The following is a 14,842-nucleotide window of genomic DNA, read 5'->3' as shown; positions in this document are numbered from 1 at the left end:
CCCCAAAAGCCCTCCAGCCGGAGGGCTTTTTTGTTGCAGGTTGGATTCTGTCAGGCGCGGCCTGCGCCTATGGGTGGGGGCGCACTGGCCATGATCTTGAAATACAGCCGGTCGTAGTGGCTGTGCGGCGGGGCGGGGCCCACAAACGGCGCGTAACTGGTGCCAAAGGCGGCATCGAGATGCTTCCAGTCTTTCTCGCTAAATAGGGCCGTGGCGGCGGGCAGCACCACACTTTCTTCCAGCTGCATGTGCTCCAGGTAGTGTGCCGCGTAGTCCCGCGCGGCTTCGATGAAGGCGCTGCTATGCGATTCGCCCAGCATTTCCCAGGCTATCAAAGCGTGCTGTAGCGACCGCACCATGTTTTCGCCCTGGATGTGGTCTTGTTCGAGTTTCTCGATGGTGGGAAACAGCTCGGGTGCCAGACGCAGCAGGTGGGGAAACAGGAAGTCGGACTCCTTGGGGTGGTGGCAGCGTTCGGGGAACTCGTCGATGTAGAACAGCATGGCGCGCAGCACGTCGAAGAAGCGCTCAGGTGCATCCTGCGGGCCGCGGTCCAGCATGCGCAAGATGGAGCGCAGCATGGTGCGCAATTCGGCATGCTCGTTGAGCAGCATCTTGATGCTGCGCGGGACCGGTTGGAGGCTTGGCACTTTGGTAACCAGGTTAGCTGGCGATGCGCATCACCACGCGTCCCTCGATGCTGCCGTGGCGCATGCGGTCGAGTATGGCGTTGACGTTGTCCAGGCTGTCTTCGGTGTAGATGGTGCGCACCTTGCCCTCCCCGGCAAATTCCAGCGCCTCTTGCAGGTCTTTGCGGGTACCGACAATCGAGCCGCGTACGGTTTTGGCGTTCAGCACCATGTCGAAGATCGGCAGCGCAAAGTCTCCGGGCGGCAGGCCGACCAGCGACATGGTGCCGCGCTTGTGCAGCATGCCCAAGCCCTGGGCAAAAGCGGTGCGGGACACGGCGGTGACCAACACGCCGTGGGCACCCCGCAAAGCGCGTTGTACCTCCTGCACCGGGTCTTGTGTTACGGCATTGACCACCATGTCGGCACCCAGCTGGGTTGCCAGATGGAGCTTGGCGTCGTCGATATCGACTGCAATCACATGGAAACCCATAGCCTTGGCGTACTGCACAGCCAGATGCCCTAGCCCGCCGATGCCGGATATCGCGACCCAGTCGCCGGGCTTGCAGTCCAGCCCCTTCAATCCCTTGTAGACCGTCACGCCCGCGCAGAGCACCGGCGCTATCTCTGAAAACGTGCGGTTGGCGGGCAGGTGGCCGATGTAGCCGGGGTCGGCCAGCACATATTCGGCATAGCCACCGTTCACGGTGTAGCCGGTCATTTGCTGCGCGTCGCACAGGGTTTCCCAGCCGGTAATGCAGTGTTCGCAATGGCCGCAGGCGGTATGCAACCAGGGCACGCCCACCCGGTCGCCCTCTTTGACTGTTTTCACGCCTGCGCCAATGGCCGCCACAAAGCCCACGCCCTCGTGGCCGGGAATAAAGGGCAGGACAGGCTTGACCGGCCAGTCGCCTTCGGCGGCATGCAGATCGGTATGGCATACGCCCGAGGCCACCACCTTCACCAGCACCTGGCCGGCTGTGACCTCCGGGATGGGGACTTCCTCGATCTGCAAGGGTTGGCCAAAGGCGTGGACGACGGCGGCTTTCATTGTGCGCATGGCAGGCTCCTGAAAAAGCGGGTGGGGAGGCGGTTGGACGGTCGTAGCCGTGCCGCCTCAAGCATTCACTTTAGGCGGCCTATCGGTGCCCAGCTTTGCGCTGGATCAAGCTTTCTGTTGCCGACGGGCGCAGCCAAAAGGCCAAATAACCCCCAGGTGCGTAACGTCCATTGCGCTCCCTACAATGGTTCGCCTTACCCCCAGAGCACTGCACTTATGACCCAGGGAACCATCCGCATACGCGGAGCGCGACAGCACAACCTCAAGAATTTGGACCTGGACATCCGCACCGGCGAGCTCACGGTGGTGACCGGCCCCAGCGGGTCCGGCAAGTCCAGCCTGGTGTTTGACACCCTGTTTGCCGAAGGGCAGCGCCGCTACGTCGAGACCTTCTCGGCCTATGCCCGCCAGTTCCTGGACCGCATGGACAAACCCGCCGTGGACAAGGTGGAGGGCGTGCCCCCGGCAATTGCCATCGACCAGACGAATCCGGTGCGTTCCAGCCGCTCCACCGTCGGCACCATGACCGAACTGAACGACCACCTAAAGCTGCTCTACGCCCGCGCCGGGTCGCTGTTCGACCGCGTGACGGCCTTGCCCGTGCGGCACGACACACCCGAAAGCGTCTACGCCGAGCTGTGCGAGCGCGCCGCAGCGGCGCAGGACCCGCGGCTGGTGCTCACGTTCCCCGTCGAACTGCCTGGCAACACCAGCGCCGAAGAAGTGGCGCAATGGCTGTCGGCCAGCGGCTTCACCCGGGTGCAGGCCGAGCGCGAGGTGGCGGTGGAGGCCCCCGCCATACCCGCTAAAGCCAGCAAGAAAGCTGTTGCGGCTCCCGCTACCCGCAAAGTGCTGGACGTGGTGGCCGACCGCTTCCGCATCGCAGGGACCGAGAAAGCCCGGGCACTCGAAGCGATTGAAGTCGCCCTGAAGCGCGGCGGTGGCCGGGTCAATGTCTACGTGCTGTCCTCCGAAGAAGCGGTGGAGCCGCGCCCCGCCGCCGGGCCGCCCCAAGGCGGGGCAGCCCCCTCGGGGGGCAGCGAACCACGCGCAGCGGGGAGCGTGGGGGCCACGTCCCTATGGAAGTTCTCCACCGGCCTGCATTGCGCCGAAAGCGATGTGCGCTACACCGACCCCATCCCGTCGATGTTCTCCTTCAACTCCCCTGTGGGGGCCTGCGAAACCTGCAAGGGCTTTGGCCGCGTCATCGGCGTGGACTACGGCCTGGTCATCCCCAACGACAAGCTGACCCTGCGCTCTGGGGCTATCAAACCGATGCAGACCCCGGCCTGGAAAGAGGCACAAGATGATTTGATGCGCCACGCCGAGGCGGCAGGCATTCCGCGCGACACGCCGTATTACAAGCTCACACCCGAGCACCAGCACTGGGTGGTTAACGGTTCGCCCAACTGGAACGGCAAATGGAGCCAGCACTGGTTTGGCGTGAAGAGATTCTTCGAGTACCTGGAAACCAAGTCCTACAAGATGCACATCCGGGTGCTGCTGTCTAAGTACCGCAGCTACACCACCTGCCCGGCCTGCGAGGGCGCGCGCCTCAAAACCGAGAGCCTGCTGTGGCGATTGGGCAGTGCGGAGGATGCCAACACGGTGCTGGACCCGGCCAAGCGCCACTTGCCCCAAGGCGTGTCTTGGAGCCGTGCCCAACTCGAAGCCTTGCCCGGCCTGTGCCTGCACGACCTGATGCTCTTGCCCATCGACCGCCTGCGCCGCTTCTTCGACCTGCAAGCCGACCGCATACTGGGCGGCCGTGCGGAACGCGGTGGCAAAGGCGGCGGCGACGAGCAGGCGCTCAAGCTGCTGTTGGACGAGATCACCACCCGCCTCAAATACCTGTGCGACGTGGGCATTGGCTACCTGACGCTAGACCGCCAAAGCCGCACCCTCAGCGGCGGCGAGGTGCAGCGGATCAACCTCACCACGGCGCTGGGCACCTCGCTGGTCAATACGCTGTTTGTGCTGGACGAGCCCAGCATCGGCCTGCACCCGCGTGACATGCACCGCATCATCGAAGCCATGCAGCGCCTGCGCGATGCGGGCAACACCCTGGTGGTGGTGGAGCACGACCCGGCGGTGATGCTGGCGGCAGACCGCATGATCGACATGGGCCCCGGCCCCGGCGAGCGCGGTGGGCAAATCGTGTTTGACGGCAGCACCGATGATTTGCGCCGCGCCGACACCCTGACCGGTGCCTACCTCGGTGGCCGCAAGACCATCGGCATGGGTTTCAAAAAACTGGTCACCGACAGCACACCTCGCCTGGTGCTGGAAGGCGCCCGCGAACACAACCTGCAAAACGTGTCGGTCGAATTTCCCTTGCAGCGCCTGGTCTGCATCACCGGTGTCAGCGGCTCCGGAAAGTCCACTCTGATCCAGGACGTGTTGGCCCCGGCCTTGCTGCGCCACTTCGGCAAGGCCACCGATGCCCCCGGTCTGCATGACCGCCTGCTGGGCGCCGACTTTTTGAGCGACGTGGTGTTTGTGGACCAGTCGCCCATTGGCAAAACCGCCCGTTCCAACCCCGCCAGCTACGTCGGGGCCTGGGATGCCATCCGCGAGATATTTGCCAACGCGCCCCAGTCGCGCCAGCGCGGCTACACCGCCAGCAAGTTCAGTTTCAACAGCGGCGATGGCCGTTGCCCTACCTGTGGTGGCTCGGGCTTTGAACATGTGGAAATGCAGTTTTTGAGCGACGTGTACCTGCGCTGCCCGGACTGCGACGGCAAGCGCTACCGGCCCGAAGTGCTGGAGGTGACCATCGAGCGCCGCGCCGCTGCCGATGCCCGCGTGCAGCAGTTCAACGTAGCCGATGTGCTGAACCTCACTGTGAGCGAGGCTGCTCTCATTTTTGATGGTGACCGGGATGTGATACGTGCGCTACAGCCGATATTGGATGTAGGTTTGGAATATGTAAAGCTAGGCCAGCCCGTGCCCACATTGAGTGGCGGCGAAGCCCAGCGCCTCAAGCTGGCGGGTTTCTTGGCCGAGGCCGCCAAAAGCAGTGGCCGCCAGCCGCTGGCCAAAAAAGGCACGCTGTTTCTGTTTGACGAACCCACCACCGGCCTGCATTTTGACGACATCGCCAAGCTGATGCGGGCGCTGCGCAAGCTGCTGGATGCGGGCCATTCCATGGTGGTGATCGAGCACAACCTCGATGTCATCCGCGCCAGCGACTGGCTGATCGACATGGGCCCCGAGGGCGGCTATGGCGGTGGCCTGGTCGTGGCCGAGGGCAAGCCCGAGGATGTGCGCCACCACCCCACATCGCATACCGGTGCAGCCCTGCGCGAGTACGAATCCACGCTGGGCATGGGCGTGCCGGTGGCCCGCGAAAAGTCGGCGGCATGGGCTAGCCCGCCCAAGGTCGTGCCACCCAACGCCATCCAGATCGTCAACGCCAAAGAGCACAACCTCAAGTCGCTGAGCGTGGACATTCCACGCGGCCAGTTCAATGTGGTGACCGGCGTGAGCGGCTCCGGCAAGTCCACGCTGGCCTTCGATATTCTGTTCAACGAGGGCCAGCGCCGCTACCTGGAGTCGCTCAACGCCTACGCCCGCAGCATCGTGCAACCGGCAGGTCGGCCCGAGGTGGACGCGGTCTACGGCATCCCGCCAACAGTGGCCATCGAGCAGCGCCTTAGCCGGGGCGGGCGCAAATCCACCGTTGGCACCACCACCGAGGTGTGGCATTTTCTGCGCCTGCTGTATGTGAAGCTGGGCACGCAGCACTGCATCCATGACGGCACGGCAGTGCAGCCGCAAACGCCGGACAGCATTGCCGCGCAGTTGCTCAAAACCTTCCGAGGCCAACACATCGGCCTGATGGCCCCGCTGGTGCTGAACCGCAAGGGCGTGTACACCGAGCTGGCCGACTGGGCGCGGCCCCGCAACTACACCCACCTGCGGGTGGATGGCGACTTCTTGCCCACCACCAACTTCCCGCGCATCGACCGCTTCAAGGAGCACACCGTCGAGCTGCCGGTGTTGAGCCTGGACGTGAACCCCGGCAGCGAAGCCCGCCTGCGCGAGGGCCTGATGACGGCGCTGGAACACGGCAAGGGCGTGGTGCACGTGCTGGTCAACATTGACGGGCTCAAGGCCGCGATGGATGCGGGTGAACCCACCGCACACATTGGCAAGGTGATGGTGTTCTCCACCAAGCGCGCCTGCCCGGTGTGCAGCACCAGCTACGCAGAGCTGGACCCGCGTTTGTTCAGCTACAACAGCAAGCACGGCTGGTGCCCCGACTGCGTGGGCACGGGCGTAAAGCTCACCCGCGACCAGCGGGCCGTGTTCGACGACTCGGTGCGCGCCGACGACACCGGGGGCCGCGAGCAAACCTTTGCCGAGCCCGAGGTGGAAGACCTGCACGATGTCGCCTGCCCCACCTGCCAGGGCACGCGCCTGAACGCCACCGCCCGCGCCGTGCGTTTTGCCGGGGTGGGCATCACCGACCTGGCCCGCCTCAGCGTGAGCGATATCCGCGTCTGGGTGCAGGCCCTGCAAGTAGCCGGGCAGATGAGCCCGCGCGAGGGCGACATCGCCCGCGACCTGGTGCCCGAAATCCAGAGTCGCCTGGAGTTTCTGGAAGAGGTGGGCCTGGGCTACCTGACCCTGGACCGGGGCGCGCCCACCCTGAGCGGCGGCGAGGCCCAGCGCATCCGGCTGGCCGCGCAGTTGGGTAGCAACCTGCAAGGCGTGTGCTACATCCTCGACGAGCCCACCATTGGCCTGCACGCCCGCGACAACCACATCCTGCTCAATGCCCTGCACACCCTCAGCAGCAAGGGCAACACCCTGGTAGTGGTGGAGCACGACGAAGACACCATCCGCCGCGCCGACCACATCATCGACATAGGCCCCAGCGCAGGCAAGCGCGGCGGGCGGCTGGTGGCGCAAGGCAGCGTGGCCGATATTTCGGGCGCGGCCGAGTCCGTCACAGGTCGCTACCTGCTGCACGCCATGCGCCACCCGCTGCAAGCGCGGCGCGCCGTGGGCGAGTTTGACGCGGCTGCGGTGGCGCTGCCGGTGGCCGATCTGCCCTACGTGGCCCCCACCGCCAAGAGCAAAGCGGCTGCCAAAAAGAAAGCGGCTGCCGAGCCCGAAGCGGTCGCCGTGGCCGAACCTTTGCAATGGCTGGTCGTCACCGGTGCCACCCTGCACAACCTGCAAAACGTCACCGCCCACGTGCCCTTGAAGCGGCTGGTGGCCGTTACCGGGGTCAGCGGCTCCGGCAAGTCGACGCTGGCGCGTGACGTGCTGCTGGCCAACGTGCAAACGGCGGTCGTCCAGCGCAGTACCAAGGCTGGACGCGAAAGCTGGGCCGCAGGCCAACACGCGCCCTGGCTGGGTTGCACCGACGTGGCGGGCTTCGCCGCCATTGACCGCGTGCTGGAAGTGGACCAAACCCCCATCGGCAAAACCCCGCGCAGCTGCCCCGCCACCTACATCGGTTTCTGGGACACCATCCGCAAGCTGTTTGCCGAAACGCTGGAAGCCCGGGCACGCGGCTACGGCCCGGCGCGCTTCTCGTTCAACACGGGGGAGGGCCGCTGCCCCAGTTGCGAAGGCCAGGGCCTGCGTACCATCGCCATGAGCTTTATGCCCGACGTGAAGGTGAAGTGCGAAACCTGCCATGGCGCACGCTTCAACCCCGAGACGCTGGCCGTCACCTGGCGCGGCAAAAGCATCGGCGACGTGCTGCAAATGGAGGTGGACGAAGCCGTCGATTTCTTTGCCGTGATGCCGGTCATCGCCTACCCGCTGCAACTGCTGAAAGACGTGGGCCTGGGCTACCTGACCATTGGCCAACCGTCGCCCACGCTCAGCGGTGGCGAGGCCCAGCGCATCAAGCTGGTGACCGAGCTGGCCAAGGTGCGCGACGACATCACCAAGCGCGGCCAAAAAGCCCCGCACACCCTGTACGTGCTGGACGAACCCACCGTGGGCCTGCACATGGCCGACGTGGAAAAGCTCATCCGCGTGCTGCACCGCCTGGTCGACGGCGGCCACAGCGTGGTGGTCATCGAGCACGATCTGGACGTGATCGCCGAGGCCGACTGGGTGATCGACCTGGGGCCGGACGGCGGTAATGGCGGTGGCCACATCGTTGCGGCGGCTGCGCCGGAGGCTGTGGTTCAGCTGGGCACGGCTACCGGGCTGGCATTGCAGCCGGTGCTGGCGCGCTAGGGTTGCTATTTAAAAAGTAGCTGCTAGCGCAGGTGGAATATGCGCTAGAGGCTATTTTTACCATTATTTTCAACCAAAACGCAGCAGCATGATGCCGCCCAAAATCACCACTGTTCCGGCGGCCCGCTGCCAGCCAAAGCGTTCGCCCAGAAACACCGTGCCGATCAATGCGGCAAACAGCACCGAGGTTTCGCGCAGCGCAGCGACGGTGGCCACGGGGGCGCGGGTCATTGCCCACAGGGCGATGCCGTAGCTGCTGAGGGACGCCACGGTGCCCACGGCGGCCATCTTCCATCGGCCCGCCATATAGGCCAGCGCGGCGCTGCGGTTGGTGTCGCGCTGCCACATCACCAGCAACAAGTAGGGAATGCCGTCGAACAGGAACAGCGTGGCCACATAGGCCAGCGCATTGCCGGACGCGCGCACGCCCAGGCCGTCCACCACGGTGTAGAGCGCAATGATGGCCGCGTTGCACAGCGCGAACCGCAAGGCTGTGCGGCGCTGGGCTTCTTCGCCATGCAGGGCACTGGGCGCCAAGCCCAGCGCCAGCACGCCCACGCAGATCGAGGCCACGCCCACCCAGGCCATCAGCGAGATGCGTTCCCCGATAAATACTTGGCTGCCCAAGGCGACCAGCAGGGGTGCGGTGCCGCGCATTACCGGGTAGGTCAGGCCCAGGTCACCGTGTTTGTAGGCGCCTGCCAGGGCGATGTAGTAGCCCAGGTGGATCACGGTGGTGGCGGCGATGTAAGGCCAGGCTGCCCGGTCTGGCAGGCCAACGTAGAGCACCAGCGGCAGCGCAATTACGAAACCCATGCTGTGGATGAGTGCGGTGTCCAGCTGCTTGTCGCGGCCCGATTTGATGAGCGCGTTCCATGATGCATGGAGCACGGCACCGAGCAGCACGGCGAGGACGATAGGCCCGGTCAGTTCCAACGCCGAGCTTTCATGGGGCAGAGGTGCAATGGCATGGTGTGGCGACGGACGGGGGCGTCAGGCGTAACGCGGTTCAGCGACGGCCACGCTGGTGTGTGCGGCGGCAGGATGATTCTGGTAGTTTTGCAAGGTGCGCTCGCGGCTGTTCATGACGTGCTGGAACATGGCCTGGCCTGCGGCATCGGTATCGCGTGCGGCAATGGCCTTGACGATCTGCCGGTGCTCACGCGAGTACACCGCCATAGATTCGTCGGTCAGATTTTGTCGGCGGAACAACGACAGTTCGTTGACCAGCTTGCGGTACGTTGCGCTGAACTTGGAGTTGCCGGTGAGTTCCAGCAGGCGGTCATGGAAGCCGAGGTTGAGGCGGTGGTAGTCCTGTGCATTGCCGGCCTTGCTGGCCTGTTCCATGGCATCCACAAACACGCGCAGCTCCTTGATGTGCGCGGTGCTGGCCGTTTGTGCCAGCTTGCGCCCTACGTATTGGTCCATGACGGCACGCAGTTCAAAAATCTCCAGGGCTTCTTCGATGGGCACGTCGCGTACGAAGACACCCCGGTTCTTTTCGGTCCGCACCAGGCCGGACTCTTCCAGCATGCGCAGGGCTTCGCGTACCGGCCCACGGGATACGCCCAGCTGGGTGGCCAATGTAGATTCGGTGAGCTTGGCACCCGAGCTGAATTGGCCTTCCAAAATCATGCGTTCGATTTCGGTCTGCACCAAACTCGCCAGAGAATGGTGTTGAACCAGTGCGATGTGCGGGTGGGGTGATGGCGGTTTTAGCATAGCAAGAACATAGTGATTTATGGGTGATTGTCTACGATTCTCAATATGCAAAAGACGATTAGAGCAGCGAGTGGCATTGATTTTGCGTGCGGCATGTTTCATCAAGATGACACAAGGCATGGTCAAAGTGCATTCTTTTCACAAGGAGTCTTCCGTATGTATTTTTGGAAATTCACTCTGGCCGGCGCGTTGGGCCTGCTCGGTTTTGCCGGTGCCGCCTATGCGGAAAAAACGCAGCTCACCGTGTACACCGCCCTGGAGGTGGACCAGATCAAGGCCTACCAGACTGCCTTTAACAAGGTCCATCCTGATGTTGAAATTAAATGGGTGCGCGATTCAACCGGCGTGGTGACCGCCAAGCTGCTGGCCGAAAAGGCCAACCCCCAGGCGGATGTGATCTGGGGTGTGGCGGCATCCAGTCTGGCGCTGTTCGATAAAAACGGCATGCTGGAACCCTATGCGCCCATCAACCTCGACGCCATCATGTCCAAGTACCGGGATGCCCGTAAGGTGCCCGCCTGGTGGGGAATGAACGTGTTTGGTGCCACGGTGTGCTTCAACACGGTAGAAGCCAAGAAGAAAGGCATCGCCCTGCCCACGACCTGGAAGGATCTCACCAAGCCTGAGTTCAAGGGCCAGGTGGTGATGCCGAACCCAGCTTCTTCCGGGACCGGTTTTTTCGATGTTGCGGCCTGGTTGCAGATGTGGGGCGACGATGACGGCAAGGGCGGTGGCTGGAAATACATGGACGCACTGCACGAGAACATCGGCCAGTACACGCACTCTGGCTCTAAGCCCTGCAACATGGCGGCGGCGGGCGAATACGTAGTCGGCATCTCCTTCGAGTACCGGGCCCATGCCAACAAGGCCAAGGGCGCGCCGATCGAACTGGTGTTTCCCAAAGAAGGTCTGGGCTGGGATCTGGAAGGCTTTGCCATCTACAAGGGCACCAAGAAACTGGAAGCCGCCAAGCAGTTGGCCGACTGGGCATCTGGCAAGGACGCGATGGTGCTGTACGGCAAGAATTTCGCCATCACTGCACAACCCGGCGTTGCGCCCAAGCTGGCCGATATTCCGGCCGATTACGAGTCGCGCCTGATCAAGATGGATTTCAACCACTCGGCCACCAACCGTGACCGCATCCTGGCGGAATGGTCCAAGCGCTACGACGCCAAGAGCGAGAAGAAGTAAGCGTGCTGGCACCCCGTAATCCTCTGGGCGGTGAATCCCTCGCATTGCGCGGGGAGAGCGGGCTGCACGACCCTGCGTATCTTCGGCTGGAGAATATCCACAAACGCTTTGGTGCCTTTCAGGCGCTGGAGCAGATCAACCTGTCGGTACGGCAGGGCGAGTTTGTCTGTTTTCTGGGCCCCTCGGGTTGTGGCAAAACCACCTTGCTGCGGACCATTGCCGGGCTGGAAACCCAAACCTCCGGGCGCATCGTGCAGGGCCAGCGCGATATTTCGGTGCTGCCGCCTGCACAGCGGGATTACGGCATCGTGTTCCAGTCGTACGCCTTGTTTCCCAATCTGACCATTGCCGACAACATTGCCTACGGCCTGGTCAATCGCCGTGTGCCGACCGCCCAGCGCACGGCCAGGGTCCAGGAGTTGCTGCAACTGGTGGGTCTGTCGGGAACGGGTGCCAAGTACCCGGCGCAAATGTCCGGCGGCCAGCAACAGCGGGTGGCGCTGGCACGGGCGCTGGCCACCGCGCCGGGCTTGCTCCTGCTGGACGAGCCCTTGTCGGCGCTGGATGCCATCGTGCGGGTCCATTTGCGCAATGAAATCCGATCCCTGCAACGCAAGCTGGGCGTGACCACCATCATGGTGACGCACGACCAGGAAGAAGCGCTGTCTGTGGCTGACCGCATCGTGGTGATGAACCACGGCGTGATCGAGCAGGTGGGCACACCCATGCAGGTCTACCGCGAGCCCGCCTCGCCGTTTGTGGCTGATTTTGTGGGCAAGGTGAACAAGCTGTGCGCCGTGGCCGAGGGTGACCACTGGTTCCGCTGTGGCGATATGCGCTTGCCGTGCCCGCCGGGCCATGGCGGTGATTTCCGTCCTGGCCGCGCGGTGCACCTGTACCTGCGGCCCGAAGACCGCCGCCTCGACGGCTTGCGCGAGGATGATCCCGGCCTGTGCATGGGTACGGTGCAGCAGGTGGAATTTTTGGGCGGTAACTGCTTGGCGCGGATGGACGTGGATGCGATGCCCGGGCAAGCCATTCAGCTACAGTTTTCATTGAACCAGATGGACGAATACGGCATCCGCGAGGGCGGCCGCCTGCGATTCGCCTTGCGCACCGACCGCTTGCGCGTGTTTCCCGTCGCTGCGGCCTGATTCCCCTATGTCTGCTGTACTTGTATCTGCACCCCTGCGGCTACGCATGGCCTGGAGCGACCGACTCGCCCATGCCGCGCTGCTGGGCATCCTGCTGCTGCTCGCCCTGGGTTTGGTGGCCCCTTTGCTGTTCATCCTGTCGCAGGCCCTGGGGGGCGACGGGGGACAGAGCGGCCTGGGCAACTTCAGCCGCTACCTGGCATCGCCCGCGCTGCTGCAAAGTCTGTGGCACAGCCTGTGGGTGTCGGTACTGGTCACTGTGATCGTGGTGCCGCTGGCCTTCACTTTTGCCTATGCCCTTACGCGCAGTTGCATGCCGTTCAAGGGCCTGTTGCGGGCCATTACTTTGCTGCCCTTGTTGGCACCGTCGCTGTTGTCGGCCATCTCGCTGATCTACTGGTTTGGCAACCAGGGTGTCGCCAAGGAATTTTGGCGCGCGCTGGGCTTTGATGGCATCTACGGTGCTTCGGGCATTGTGCTGGCCGAATGTTTTGCGGTGTTTCCCCATGTGCTGATGGTGCTGGTGACGGCGCTGAGCCTGGCCGATGCGCGCCTGTACGAAGCGGCCGACGCGCTGGGCACCGGCATGCGGCGCAAGTTCTTCACCATTACTTTGCCGGGGGCCCAATACGGGCTGGTTTCGGCCGCGCTGATCAGTCTGACCCTGGTAATGACCGATTTCGGCATTCCCAAAGTGGTGGGCGGCAACTTCAATGTGCTGGCCACCGATGTCTTCAAGCTGGTGATTGGCCAGCAAGACTTTCAGCGCGGCGCGGTGGTGGCACTCTTGTTGCTGGCTCCCGCCGTGCTGACATTCGCCGTAGACCATTTCGTGCAACGCAAGCAGACCGCCATGCTCAGCGCGCGGGCTGTGGCCCTGGTGCCCCGGCCTGCGCGGGGATTTGATGCGCTGATGACCCTGTTTTGCTGCGCCATCTGCGCGCTCATGCTGGCGGTGTTCTGCATGGCGGTATTCGCCTCGTTCGCCACGCTGTGGCCGTACAACCTGGCGCCCAGCCTCACCCACTATGTGTCCGGCCTGGTGGATGCCGAGTTGGGCCAGGCTTTTGGGAACAGCCTACAGCTGGCCGCAGGCACGGCATTGATCGGCCCGGTGCTGGTGTTTGTGGGCGCGTATCTGCTGGAGAAAACACGCGGGCTGGACTGGGCGCGCCCGCTGATCCGGCTGGTGGCCATACTGCCTATGGCCGTGCCGGGCCTGGTATTGGGTCTGGGCTACATCTTCTTTTTCAATGCGCCGTACAACCCGTTGAACTTCCTGTACCAGACTGGAGCGCTGCTGGTGCTGTGCACCATCGTCCATTTCTACACCACCGGCCATTTGACGATGCTGACCGCACTGAAGGCGATAGATCCTGAATTTGAGGCGGTGTCCGGCTCGCTCAAGCGGCCGTTTTACGTGACGTTTTTCCGGGTCACGCTGCCCCTGTGCTTGCCCACCTTGCTGGACGTGTCGCGCTATTTTTTCATCAACGCCATGACCACCATCTCGGCCGTGGTCTTTCTGTATGCACCCGACACCAAATTGGCTTCGGTCGCCATTTTGAACCTGGACGAAGCCGGTGATACCGGCCCGGCGGCGGCTATGGCGGTGCTGATCGCGGCAGTGTCCATCGTGGCCACACTGCTCTATATGGCCGTGGGCCGGTGGGTCGATGTCCGTACCCAGGCGTGGCGCAACACGGAACGGTAAAGGCCCCCTATTTGTATGACTTCCATGTTTTCCTCTATGCAGAATCCTCAGAATTTTGATGTGATCGTGGTGGGCGCGGGCATCGTCGGCCTGGCCCATGCGTATACCGCCGCCCGCCGTGGTTTGCGTGTGTGTGTGGTCGAACGCGATGCCGCCTGCGTGGGCGCTTCCATCCGCAATTTTGGCTTTGTGACGGTGACCGGCCAGGGCGCGGGGGACACCTGGCGCCGCGCCAAGCGGGCCCGTGAGGTCTGGGGCGAGCTTGCACCGCTGGCCGGCATTCCGGTCTTGCACCAGGGCCTGTGGTTGACCGCCTTCCGCCCCAAGGCGCTGGACGTACTGCATGCCTTCATGGCCACGCCTATGGCCGAAGGCTGCGCCCTGCTGGATGTGCCAGAGGCCGCCCGCCGCGCACCCACCTTGCAGCTGGACGGCGCACAGGCCGTGCTGTACAGCCCGCATGAAATGCGGGTGGAGTCGCGCACTGCCATCGGCCAGCTCACGCGCTGGCTGGCCGAGACCCTGGGCGTGCAGTTCCGCTTTAGCGAAGCGGTGCTGGAGGTGGCAACCCCCAGGGTGCGCACCGCGCGCGCCACCTTGCACGCCGAGCGCGTGGTGGTCTGCACCCACACCGACCTCAACGGCCTGTTTGCCGAGCGGCTGGCCGCGCACCCGTTGCGCCTGTGCCAGTTGCAGATGCTGCGGGTCCAGCCCGAGCCGGGTTTCCAGTTGCCGGGCTCGGTGATGATGGACCTGAGCCTGGTGCGCTACCACGGCTACAGCCAGCTGCCCGCTGCGGCGGCGCTGCGGGCCCAGTTGGACGCGGAAGAGGGCGAGTCGCTGGCGCACGGCATCCACCTGATCGTGGTGCAAAGCGCCGATGGCTCGCTGGTGGTGGGCGACTCGCACCACTACGGCCCGGTGCTGGAGCCGTTTGCCAATCAGCGGGTGGACGAATTAATTTTGCACCACCTGCACCACACCTTGCAGCTGAAAGAGGCCCGCGTGACCGAGCGCTGGGTCGGCACCTACCCCTCCTCGCCCAGCACCGACTGCCTGATCGACCCGCCCGATGCCGCCACGCGCATGGTGCTGGTGACCAGCGGCACCGGTGCCAGCACCGCCTTTGGCATCGCCGAAGAAGTTTTTGCCCACTGGTAACACC

Annotated in this window: 9 protein-coding genes; 5 read left to right on the top strand and 4 right to left on the bottom strand. The window is 63.9% G+C overall.

The window, feature by feature from the left end; translation table 11 throughout:
- Positions 1–50: 50 nt before the first annotated feature.
- Together AC0969_RS08230 and AC0969_RS08225 are read right to left on the bottom strand one after the other, a co-directional pair.
- Complete coding sequence (locus tag AC0969_RS08230) at positions 51–650, bottom strand: hemerythrin domain-containing protein (protein ID WP_479623667.1); 600 nt, start codon at positions 648–650, stop codon at positions 51–53.
- A 13-nt stretch (positions 651–663) separates the two neighbouring features.
- Positions 664–1,689 carry a zinc-dependent alcohol dehydrogenase gene (locus AC0969_RS08225; RefSeq protein ID WP_479623666.1) on the bottom strand — a complete coding sequence of 342 codons (1,026 nt, stop codon included), beginning with the start codon at positions 1,687–1,689 and terminating at the stop codon, positions 664–666.
- 216 nt (positions 1,690–1,905) lie between these two features.
- Here AC0969_RS08225 and uvrA point away from each other — a divergent pair, with 216 nt between their 5' ends.
- A complete protein-coding gene (uvrA, locus tag AC0969_RS08220) occupies positions 1,906–7,896 on the top strand; it encodes an excinuclease ABC subunit UvrA (protein ID WP_479623665.1) in 5,991 nt (1,996 codons plus the stop codon).
- A 69-nt stretch (positions 7,897–7,965) separates the two neighbouring features.
- Here uvrA and AC0969_RS08215 read toward each other — a convergent pair whose 3' ends face one another.
- Together AC0969_RS08215 and AC0969_RS08210 are read right to left on the bottom strand one after the other, a co-directional pair.
- The gene (locus tag AC0969_RS08215) at positions 7,966–8,832 is read right to left on the bottom strand and encodes an EamA family transporter (RefSeq protein ID WP_479623664.1); all 867 of its coding nucleotides are present in this window, start codon (positions 8,830–8,832) and stop codon (positions 7,966–7,968) included.
- A gap of 57 nt (positions 8,833–8,889) precedes the next feature.
- Positions 8,890–9,618: a phosphonate utilization associated transcriptional regulator gene (locus AC0969_RS08210; RefSeq protein WP_479623663.1), complete on the bottom strand. Its 729-nt coding sequence runs from the start codon at positions 9,616–9,618 to the stop codon at positions 8,890–8,892.
- Between the two features lie 156 nt (positions 9,619–9,774).
- On the opposite strand from AC0969_RS08210, the gene AC0969_RS08205 reads away from it, so the two are divergent.
- Genes AC0969_RS08205 through AC0969_RS08190 form a run of 4 tightly spaced genes read left to right on the top strand, consistent with a single transcriptional unit; the run spans position 9,775 to position 14,838 of the window.
- A complete protein-coding gene (locus tag AC0969_RS08205) occupies positions 9,775–10,809 on the top strand; it encodes a putative 2-aminoethylphosphonate ABC transporter substrate-binding protein (RefSeq protein ID WP_479623662.1) in 1,035 nt (344 codons plus the stop codon).
- A gap of 44 nt (positions 10,810–10,853) precedes the next feature.
- Positions 10,854–11,963, top strand: a complete 1,110-nt coding sequence (locus AC0969_RS08200; protein ID WP_479623783.1) for a putative 2-aminoethylphosphonate ABC transporter ATP-binding protein — start codon at positions 10,854–10,856, stop codon at positions 11,961–11,963.
- Positions 11,964–11,970: 7 nt separating this feature from the next.
- Positions 11,971–13,677 carry a putative 2-aminoethylphosphonate ABC transporter permease subunit gene (locus AC0969_RS08195; protein ID WP_479623661.1) on the top strand — a complete coding sequence of 569 codons (1,707 nt, stop codon included), beginning with the start codon at positions 11,971–11,973 and terminating at the stop codon, positions 13,675–13,677.
- 24 nt (positions 13,678–13,701) lie between these two features.
- Entirely contained in the window at positions 13,702–14,838 is a 1,137-nt protein-coding gene (locus tag AC0969_RS08190; RefSeq protein ID WP_479623660.1) for a TIGR03364 family FAD-dependent oxidoreductase, read from the top strand.
- Positions 14,839–14,842 lie beyond the last annotated feature (4 nt).

The organism is Rhodoferax sp. LB1P47, assembly GCF_056521445.1.
The sequence above is the reverse complement of the archived record's forward strand: the minus strand, read 5'-3'. Positions and strand labels throughout refer to the sequence as shown.

Excerpts from the sequence above, each read along its gene's own strand:
- AC0969_RS08205 (WP_479623662.1), top strand. The coding sequence starts at position 9,775 with ATGTATTTTTGGAAATTCACTCTGGCCGGCGCGTTGGGCCTGCTCGGT.
- AC0969_RS08190 (WP_479623660.1), top strand. The coding sequence starts at position 13,702 with ATGTTTTCCTCTATGCAGAATCCTCAGAATTTTGATGTGATCGTGGTG.
- uvrA (WP_479623665.1), top strand. The coding sequence starts at position 1,906 with ATGACCCAGGGAACCATCCGCATACGCGGAGCGCGACAGCACAACCTC.
- AC0969_RS08210 (WP_479623663.1), bottom strand. The coding sequence starts at position 9,618 with ATGCTAAAACCGCCATCACCCCACCCGCACATCGCACTGGTTCAACAC.
- AC0969_RS08195 (WP_479623661.1), top strand. The coding sequence starts at position 11,971 with ATGTCTGCTGTACTTGTATCTGCACCCCTGCGGCTACGCATGGCCTGG.
- AC0969_RS08225 (WP_479623666.1), bottom strand. The coding sequence starts at position 1,689 with ATGCGCACAATGAAAGCCGCCGTCGTCCACGCCTTTGGCCAACCCTTG.